Source organism: Bradyrhizobium sp. Leo114, assembly GCF_055229415.2.
Genome location: NZ_JBUYEN020000101.1, coordinates 1 through 9,644, shown reverse-complemented (window position 1 = coordinate 9,644; position 9,644 = coordinate 1). Strand labels below are relative to the sequence as shown.

The 9,644-nt window shown below is 62.5% G+C and carries 7 protein-coding genes; all 7 read left to right on the top strand.

Annotation, left to right across the window (positions count from 1 at the left end; all coding sequences use genetic code 11):
* Positions 1–308: 308 nt before the first annotated feature.
* The 7 genes from ACZIRK_RS43765 to ACZIRK_RS43735 all read left to right on the top strand — a co-directional run bounded on the left by ACZIRK_RS43765 (position 309) and on the right by ACZIRK_RS43735 (position 8,893).
* Positions 309–1,334, top strand: a complete 1,026-nt coding sequence (locus tag ACZIRK_RS43765; RefSeq protein ID WP_130230180.1) for an ABC transporter substrate-binding protein — start codon at positions 309–311, stop codon at positions 1,332–1,334.
* Between the two features lie 10 nt (positions 1,335–1,344).
* Positions 1,345–2,046, top strand: coding sequence for an NUDIX hydrolase (locus tag ACZIRK_RS43760; protein ID WP_474419689.1), 702 nt, complete (start codon positions 1,345–1,347; stop codon positions 2,044–2,046).
* A 10-nt stretch (positions 2,047–2,056) separates the two neighbouring features.
* Positions 2,057–3,004, top strand: a complete 948-nt coding sequence (locus ACZIRK_RS43755) for a polyphosphate kinase 2 family protein (RefSeq protein ID WP_474419688.1) — start codon at positions 2,057–2,059, stop codon at positions 3,002–3,004.
* A 516-nt stretch (positions 3,005–3,520) separates the two neighbouring features.
* Positions 3,521–5,080: a 2-isopropylmalate synthase gene (locus tag ACZIRK_RS43750; RefSeq protein WP_474419686.1), complete on the top strand. Its 1,560-nt coding sequence runs from the start codon at positions 3,521–3,523 to the stop codon at positions 5,078–5,080.
* 350 nt (positions 5,081–5,430) lie between these two features.
* Positions 5,431–7,371 carry an adenylate/guanylate cyclase domain-containing protein gene (locus tag ACZIRK_RS43745; RefSeq protein ID WP_474419684.1) on the top strand — a complete coding sequence of 647 codons (1,941 nt, stop codon included), beginning with the start codon at positions 5,431–5,433 and terminating at the stop codon, positions 7,369–7,371.
* 260 nt (positions 7,372–7,631) lie between these two features.
* Positions 7,632–8,105 carry a hypothetical protein gene (locus ACZIRK_RS43740; protein ID WP_474419683.1) on the top strand — a complete coding sequence of 158 codons (474 nt, stop codon included), beginning with the start codon at positions 7,632–7,634 and terminating at the stop codon, positions 8,103–8,105.
* 83 nt (positions 8,106–8,188) lie between these two features.
* Positions 8,189–8,893 carry a lytic transglycosylase domain-containing protein gene (locus ACZIRK_RS43735; RefSeq protein ID WP_474419681.1) on the top strand — a complete coding sequence of 235 codons (705 nt, stop codon included), beginning with the start codon at positions 8,189–8,191 and terminating at the stop codon, positions 8,891–8,893.
* The last annotated feature ends 751 nt before the right edge of the window (positions 8,894–9,644 follow it).

The following is a 9,644-nucleotide window of genomic DNA, read 5'->3' as shown; positions in this document are numbered from 1 at the left end:
GGGGGGCGGGGGGTGCGGCGCCCCCCCAGGGCGGCGGCCCCGGGCGGGGCATCGGCCCTATTCCCCGGGATCGATTAAACCGCTCTGTTTTGGGCGTTGGGGGTGTGGGCTGTGGCATGGGGGTCCGCGCGGGGGTACGAACCTTAGGGTGGGCAAAGCGGAGCGTGCCCACCCTTTCTTGCACCGACCGTAGATGGTGGGCACGCTGCGCTTTGCCCACCCTACGGGACCGCGTTTCGCAATGACGGCGGAGCCTTCTCAACGCCCGCGTGCTGCTTTATCTTGCTCCCAACGGAACGGAGACGATCATGAGGAAACTGTTCGGCCACCTGGCCGGCGTGCTGCTCGCGCTGGTGCTGACGTCAGGTCTTGCCGCAGCGCAAAGCAAGGTCACGATCGCGGTCGGCGGCGGCGCCTGCCTGTGCTATCTGCCGACGGTGCTGGCCAAGCAGCTCGGCGAATATGAGAAGGCGGGGCTTGCGGTCGAACTGGTCGATCTCAAGGGCGGTTCGGATGCGCTGAAAGCCGTGCTCGGCGGCAGCGCCGATGTCGTCTCCGGCTATTTCGATCACTGCGTCAACCTCGCCGCCAAGCGGCAGGAATTGCAGGCTTTCGTGGTCTATGACCGCTATCCCGGCCTGGTGCTGGTGGTGTCGCCCAAGCACACGTCAGAGATCAATTCGATCAAGGATCTCGCCGGCAAGAAGATCGGCGTCAGCGCGCCCGGCTCCTCGACTGATTTCTTCCTGAAATATCTGCTCAAGAAGAACGGGCTTGATCCCACCAGCGCCTCCGTGATCGGCGTCGGCCTGGGCGCGACGGCGGTCGCGGCGATGGAGCAGGGCCAGATCGATGCCGCCGTGATGCTCGATCCCTCCGTCACCGTGCTGCAGGGCAGCCATGCCGACCTGAAGATCCTGAGCGACACCCGCACCCAGCATGATACGCTCGCGGTGTTCGGCGGCGAATATCCGGGCGGCGCGCTCTATTCGACCGCGGCCTGGGTCAAGTCGCATGAGAAGGAAGCGCAGGCGCTCACCAACGCGATCCTTGCCACGCTCGCCTGGATCCATTCGCATTCGGCGGAAGACATCATGGCCAAGATGCCCGACGAGATCGTCGGCAAGAACAAAGCGCTCTATCTCGCCGCGCTGAAGAACACGATTCCGATGTATTCGGAGACCGGCAAGATGGATCCGAAGGGCGCCGACGCGGTGCTGGCGGTGTTCAGCGAGGGTTCGCCGGAAGTCGCCAAGGCCAATATCGACGTCAGCAAGACCTACACCAACAGACTGGTCGAGCAGGCGAAGACTACAGGGCAGGGTGCGAAGTAAGCCCTCGTCAATGACGCCACCTTCCATTCATCGCGTTACCGCGCTCGATCTCAAGGTGCAGCCATGGGCGTGGCCGTTCGCACAAGAACGCCGCGCCGAGATCGATGCGCATTTCGCCGAGGCGCAGCGCGAGCGGCCAAACCTCTGGAACGGCCGTGTTCTGCTGGGCCGCAGTGCCACGTTCGAAGGCGAGCGCCTGAGCGCGAGCTATTTCGAGACCGATTTTGCGAGCTTCCTCGCCTGGCGCGACTGGGGCTTTCCCGATAGGGGCGTGTTCAACGGCTTTGGCATGGGCGCGCTGCTGGCAAGCGACGGCGCGTTCGTGCTTGGCGAAATGGGTCATCACACCTCCAACCCCGGACGGGTCTACTTCCCGTCGGGCACGCCTGATCTCGATGACATCAGGGGCGAGACGCTCGATATTGCCAGCAGCGTCGCACGCGAGGTGGAGGAGGAGACGGGGCTCACCGCTGCCGACTATCGTCCCGATGCGCATTGGGATTGCGTCTTCACCGGCGTCGCCATCGCCATGATGCGGATCCTGTATGTCGACATGTCCGGCGATGCCTTGCGCGCGCGGATCGAAAACAATCTCGCCTTGCAGGAAGACCCCGAATTGGCGGCGATCCATCTGGTGCGGGATTTTAGCGACCTCACTGCCGCGATGCCGCGCTTCGTCACCGCTTTCATCGAGATGCATCTGAGCAGGTAAGAAAGGGCCCATGGGCAAGAAATCGAAGCTGCTGGCTGACGAGCTGAAACCTTTTGTGTCACCGTTCCGCATCGACGGGTCGGAGCAGTTTCACCTCAAATCGCTCAAGACCAATGAGAAGGGCGGCATCGACAAGGCAGCGGGTGAAGAGATCATCGAGGCCAATCGCAGGCGGCTGAACGATTTCCAGGAGAAGCTCTACGCCCAGGACCGCTGGTCGCTGCTTCTGATCTTCCAGGGTATGGATGCCGCGGGCAAGGATTCCGCGATCAAGAGTGTGTTCGAGGGCGTCAATCCGCAGGGCTGCGAGGTCACCTCGTTCAAGGAGCCGTCGTCCAAGGAGCTCGACCACGATTTCATGTGGCGTTCGATGATCGCGTTGCCCGAGCGCGGCCGCATGGGCATCTTCAACCGCTCCTATTATGAGGAATGCCTGGTGGTGCGTGTGCATTCCGAAATCCTCGCCAAGCAGAAGATTCCGCCGCGGCTGGTGACCAAGAACATCTGGCGCGAACGCTTCGAGGACATCTCGGCGATCGAGCGCTACCTCTCGCGCAACGGCATCGTGGTCCTGAAGTTCTTCCTCAACGTCTCCCGGCAGGAGCAGCGCGCGCGCTTCCTGGAGCGGCTGGAGGAGCCGTCGAAGAACTGGAAGTTCTCGATGGCCGACATCAATGAGCGCGCGCTGTGGCCGCGCTACATGGCCGCCTACCAGGACATGATCCGCCACACCGCAACCCGCGCCGCGCCCTGGCATGTCGTGCCGGCCGACCACAAATGGTTCGCCCGCGTGGTGATCGGCTCCACCATCGTCAGCGCACTCGAGAAGCTCGATCTGCATTTTCCGAAGGTCGACGAGTCCGAGCGCAGCGAATTCAAACGCGTCCGCGAGGCCCTGCTAGCGGAAGGTAAGGGCGGGGCGGGGAAGAAGGCGAAGGCAGGAAACAGGGCGAAGTAGGTCTCAGCCGTCATGGCCGGGCTTGTCCCGGCCATCCACGTCCTTGCCGTGGCAGCAAAGAACGTGGATGCCCGGCACAAGGCCGGGCATGACGGAGTACGATGGCTTGACGGCTACGAAGCCGCGTGGCGGCGGGGGGCCGGCATTTAGGTCAGCCCCACTGACCATCTTTTTACCGTTGCGGCCGGCCGCTCTCTTCGTCTAGAAACGGCCCGCGGAGGTGGCCTCGGCAACCAACCATCAATGGTTTTGACCGAGGATTGGGCCTCCAAAGGGTACCGGCAATGCTGATTCGCAGCGAAATCGATGGAATTCTGACGGGAACGGCCCAAGCCGCCCCCGCGATTCCGGCTGCGTCGCTGCCGACCCTCCTTCTTGGCGGGCTTCTGCTTCTTATCGGCCCCTGAGGGCCGTCTGGGCGGTTGCGCCTGGGCACTCAGGGGTTGCGTGAGAACGACAGAAACCCTTTAGCGCTCAGTGATAAGATAGCGCGATCGACCCAAAGGAACTTTGCAGATGACCATCGCCAACAAGTCCGAGAAGGACCGCGTAATCATTTTCGACACCACGCTGCGTGACGGCGAGCAGTGCCCCGGCGCCACCATGACCTTCGAGGAAAAGCTCGAGGTCGCCGAACTGCTCGACGATATGGGCGTCGACGTCATCGAGGCCGGCTTCCCCATCACCTCGGAGGGCGACTTCCAGGCGGTCAGCGAGATCGCCCGCCGCTCCAAGAATGCCGTCATCGCCGGCCTGTCCCGCGCCCATCCGAAGGACATCGACCGCTGCGCGGAAGCGGTGAAATTTGCCAAGCGCGGCCGCGTCCACACTGTCATCGCGACCTCGCCGCTGCACATGCGGGTGAAGCTGAACATGACGCCGGAGCAGGTGATCGAGACCTCGATCGCCAATGTCAGCCGCGCCCGTAACCACATCGACGACGTCGAATGGTCAGCCGAGGACGGCACCCGCAGCGAGATGGATTTCCTCTGCCGCATCGTGGAAGCCGTCATCAAGGCCGGCGCCACCACGGTGAACATCCCCGACACCGTCGGTTATACGACGCCCGACGAATACACCCACTTCATGCGCACGCTGATCGAGCGGGTGCCGAACTCCGACAAGGCGATCTTCTCGGTCCACTGCCATAACGATCTGGGCATGGCCGTGGCCAACTCGCTGGCCGGCATCGTCGGCGGTGCGCGCCAGGTCGAATGCACCGTCAATGGCATCGGCGAGCGCGCCGGCAACGCCGCGCTCGAAGAGATCGTGATGGCGATCAACGTGCGCAACGACAAGTTTCCGTACTGGAACAAGATCGACACCACGCAACTGACGCGCGCTTCCAAGCTCGTCTCGGCGGCGACCTCGTTCCCGGTCCAGTACAACAAGGCCATCGTCGGCCGTAACGCATTCGCGCATGAGAGCGGCATCCATCAGGACGGCGTGCTGAAGGATGCATCCACCTACGAGATCATGCGGCCCGAGATGGTCGGGTTGAAGCAGTCGTCGCTGGTGCTCGGCAAGCACTCCGGCCGCCATGCCTTCGTCCACAAGCTGGAGGAGATGGGCTATAAGTTGGGTCCGAACCAGCTCGAGGATGCGTTCGCGCGGATGAAGGCGCTCGCCGACCGCAAGAAGGACATCTACGACGAGGACATCGAGGCGCTGCTCGACGAGGAGATCGCGGCCGCGCACGACCGCATCAAGCTGACCTCGCTGACCGTCATCGCCGGCACCCATGGCCCGCAGCGCGCGACCATGAAGCTCGATGTCGACGGCCAGACCCGGATCGAGGAAGCCGAGGGCAACGGCCCGGTCGATGCGGTCTTCAACTGCATCAAGCGCCTGGTGCCGCACGACGCCAGGCTGGAGCTCTACCAGGTGCACGCGGTGACTGAAGGCACCGACGCGCAGGCCGAAGTCTCGGTGCGCCTTGCCCATGACGGCCGCTCCATGACCGCCCGCGCCGCCGACCCGGACACGCTGGTCGCCTCGGCGAAGGCCTATCTCGGCGCCCTCAACAAGATCGTCATGAAGCGCCAGCGCGACATCCCGGCGGCGGTTGCGGGCTAAGAGAATCGTAGGGCGGATTAGCTTTGCGTCTTCGCTCGAAGAGCGAATGCGCAAGGCGTAATCCGCCATCCCTTCCGCCACGCCCACCGCCGCCATTCCGGGGCGCGCGTCAGCGCGAGCTGTGATGTGCAATTGCACATCAGAGAATCCATCGGGCCTCAAGCGCAGGCGGAGGAATGGATTCCGGGCTCGATGCAGAGCCTGTCATCGGGCCGCGCTTCGCGCGGACCCGGTGGCATCGCCCCGGAATGACAGAATTCAGAACCGAAAATGCGCGGCGCATAAGCCGATATCCCGCGGCCAGGAACTTGTGGTAATCTCCACCAGGTACCTCCTGAGGAGGATTAGGCGTGGAGCGGGAGCGAGTCCGACGAAGACTCGCGGCGGTCCTGGCTACAGACGTCGCGGGTTATAGCCGTCTGGTCGGCGCCGACGAGGAGGGCACCCTTGCCCACTTCAAGCTTCTCCACCGTGAACTTGTGGCCCCCAAGATTGCTAAGCATCGTGGCCGGGTCGTGAAGACCACCGGGGACGGCCTGCTGGCCGAGTTCGCAAGCGTAATCGACGCACTCCGCTGCGCTGTTGAGGTCCAACGGTGCATGGCTGAGCGAAATGCCGGGCTACCCCAAGACAAGCGCATCGAGTTCCGGATCGGTATTCATCAGGGAGATATCGTCATCGAGAGAGGCGACATCTTCGGTGATGGGGTCAACGTGGCTGCACGCTTGCAAACGCTCGCCGAGCCTGGAGGCATCTGTGTGTCCGCCCGCGTGCAGGAGGATGCGCGGGGCAAGTTCGACATTCCATTGGAGGACACCGGCGAGCAGCAGCTCAAGAATATCGCTCGGCCCGTGCGCGTCTATCGAATACGGCCGAGCGATCCAGCGACGAGCTCACCGTGTTCGTCGCCGCTCTCCGACACGCCGCCGATGGTTTCGTCTCCGATTGCTGTCTTTCCGTTACGCCTGCGGCGGATGCTTGGTGCACGGCACGTTCGAACGGCTCTGATGACAGCACTGGTCCTTCTCATGACCAGCGGCGGTGCGGCTTATTGGTATCTTCGGGGAGGCGAGCCGCAGCCGCAGGAGCATCGCTTGTCCATTGTCGTGCTGCCATTCACAAATTTAAGCAACGAGCCCGAGCAGGATTACTTTGCGGAAGCCCTCACTGACGATCTGAGCGCCGATCTCTCACGGATCCAGGACAGCTTCGTGATCGCACCCAACACAGCCCGCGCCTACAAGAACGTCGACCCAAAGCGCGCTGGCCGCGAACTTGGCGTTCGTTACGTTCTCGACGGCAGCCTGCGCAGGACCGAGACGATGGTTCGAATCCATGCCCGGCTGATCGATGCCCGGACCGGCGCCGAGGTCTGGTCGGAGCGCGTCGACGGCGACTGGTCAAAGTCGATGCAACTTCAGGACATCATCACCGGACGGCTGGCCCGGCGGTTTGATCTTGAACTGATTAACCAGGAAAGCCGCGACGCGGAGCTTGCGCGACCGAACAGGCCGGACGCAGTCGATCTCACGATGCGCGGGTGGGCTGTGCTGAATCAACCCTATTCGCGCGAGCAGTTGGCGCAGTCTCGCACCCTTTTTGAGCGCGCGCTTCAGATCGATTTCGGCTTCCCCAAGGCGCTGGTGGGCCTGGCAGATGCTCTGGCCATGGAGGTCAACTATCGCTGGAGCAATGCGCCGGCGGACCAACTGCAACGTGCCGAGAACGCTGTGGGGCAGGTCCTGTCAAAGTTTCCCAGTGACGCAATGGCACATTTTGTAAAGGGAGAAATCCTGCGGGCCAGAGGTCGGAACGTCGAGTCCGCCGTCAGTGAGTATGAAGAGGCAATCGCAATCAATCCCAGCCTCGCCCCGGCCCATGGTGCGCTCGGTGCCGCCAAGATCCGCGTCGGGCGTTCCGCGGAGGCCTTTGCTCCGCTTCAAATGGCAATTCAGCTCAGCCCCCGTGATCCGCTGCTGAGCACGTGGTACTTCTACATCTGTCATGCGCACAGCCATCTCGGGCAATATGAAGAGGCGATTGATTGGTGCCGCCGCTCCATCGCGGTGAGCGCCCTCTGGATTGCCTACGCAGACCTCGCTGCCGCCAGTGCGCTGACTGGACACGAGCGCGAAGCTCGAGCTGCCGTCACCGAACTCCGTCGGCTCAGGCCGAATTACACTGTTGCCCTTTGGTTGCAGGATGGGAACGGGTGGTCCGACAATGTCACCTTCCTTGCCGAGTTTCAGCGCATTGCCGAGGGTTTGCGCAAAGCGGGCCTGCCGGAGTGAGAGGTATGGCTGCGATCCTTGCGTGACGACCCTCACCGCAAGTTAAGGGATCTTTATTCTTTGTGGCAGGCCATTGTTCCAACAGGCTACCTCCCAGACCCGCGTTAACCCTACTCCAGATCTTTTCCGATCAAGGTCCCGGCTGGGTTCACGTCCGCCGCCAAGCCGCCTCATTGGACCCTAGCAATTGCATTTGCATTCTCGGGACCCATTCCTACCCGGCGTGATCGAGGACTTTCGTTCGGAAAGCGCGAGATCAGATGAGGGCGGCTCTCATCCTTGTTGGCCTCGGTACGCTTGCGGTGATGGAGATCCAGACTCCGCCGCGCGCGACAAAGTCTGTCGCGACGGAGCTTGCTCAGGCAACCCTGAGCTTCGCCGCCCCTGGCGATACGCTGACCGCAGCAGATCGGCTCGAAATCCCGCACGCGCAACAGCAGGCATCGGCTCAGCAGATCTTCTCGCCCGAACCAATCGCGCCGCCGGTTCAATCCGCCGCGGCTGCGCCGGAACCCGCGCCGATCCTTGAGCCGCCTGCGCGCGCGGTCCCAGCCGCAAAACCCGTTGTCGTGCTGCCGAAACCTCGACCCAAGCAACTGCCCAAGCACGAGATTGCCAAAGAGACGGCAAAGACCACGCGTTCGAAACCAACTGTCGAGGCCAAGTCCTGTCAGCCCGGCGCCTTCGACGGCCTGTTCAAAGCATTGAGCCTGCCACTGGGATGTCAAACCTAGCGCAACAATCCTTTGCCTTCGAAGGGGTGGCTGATACCGGGCCGCGCCACCCCATGCCCAGATCCATGCCCACGTCCATGCCCATGTCGAAGCCGGCAGGCCGTGCTGATGAAATCAGGCCGCCTGATCCGGATGAACGTCGGAACATCGTGCCGGCGCGGCAGTGGTGGTCAGTGGAAGCCATTGCCATCCTGCTGGCGGTCGCGATCGCATTCGCCGTCACGGCAAGCCTGTTGTTGTTTCGCGACGTTCCGTTGAAGGACGAACCGATCGACCAGGCCGCGATCAGGGCGCTGGTCGAGCGCATCATCACGGCTGAATCAAACGGCGATGCGAATGCGAAGAACAAACGCTCGAGCGCGACCGGAGCCGCTCAGTTTCTCGACGACACATGGCTTGAAGCCGTTCGAAGACACCGACGCGATCTGGTCCAGGGACGCAGCGACAAGGAAGTGCTGGAGCTGCGTCGGGATACTGGGCTTGCCCGGGAAATCACCGCACGCACGATCGAGCGAAATGCCGCAATGCTGAGCAAGCGGGGCCTGCCGATCACGCCGGGTTCTCTCTACCTCGTGCATTTCGCCGGACCGGCAGGTGCGGTGGCGTTGCTGACCGCAGCAGAAAACGCCGACGCGGCTTCGCTTATGGCCGCCGCCGACGTGACAGGCCGCACCACCCGCGAAAAGCTGGTCACCGCCAATCCGTTCCTGAAGATGTTGACGGTGGGCGATCTCAAGCTTTGGGCCGATCGCAAGATGGCAGTGAGCGGTTCACCCGGGCGCTCGTGAGACTTGAATAAAACGGCGCTCGGCCTCCAAACACCTACCGCTGTCATTCCGGGGCGCGACGAAGTCGCGAACCCGGAATCCATTTGCCCACTTACGGAAGCGGAAAAATGGATTCTCTGATGTGCAATTGCACATCATAGCTCGATGCTATCGCATCGCCCCGGAATGACTGAGGGACGCATTGCGCAATCCTCTCCTTCGTCATGGCCGGGCTTGACCCGGCCATCCACGTTCTCTCCCGCGCACCGAGGCAAAGGACGTGGATGCCCGGGACATCTGCGCGAAGACGCGCTTCGCGCTTTTGCCCGGGCATGACGGCGTCGTATCGTTCGCGCGATTTTCCTTAAGCCAATCAATGTGATTTGCCCGGTCCAGCCCTCGCGCGAAAAACATTCCGCTTTCGCCGTCGGGCAAATCAGTGATTTAACTCCGCGCGTCTCACGGCGAATGAGGGGCGGGTCGCGATCGTCACGAACGTTGCGGTGGGATGCGGTGGACGCGATGCGTGCGACTGACGAGCGCAGGTAACGCGGACGGCGAAGTCGTGTGGTCCTGGCGCCCCGACGCTGGCGCTAAGTTTTTCGCGTGAACACGTTCGCGCGAGAGATGACGGTGGCAAAAAAGCCCGGTGACCGGCTATCCGATTCACACATTTTTGAGCCTCAAAGTGGTGCCGTATTTGATGCGACGGAAGGCTTCGAGGCCCAGGCGCATCACCTTTGGACCAGGCTTTCCATAGTAGGCGGTCCAT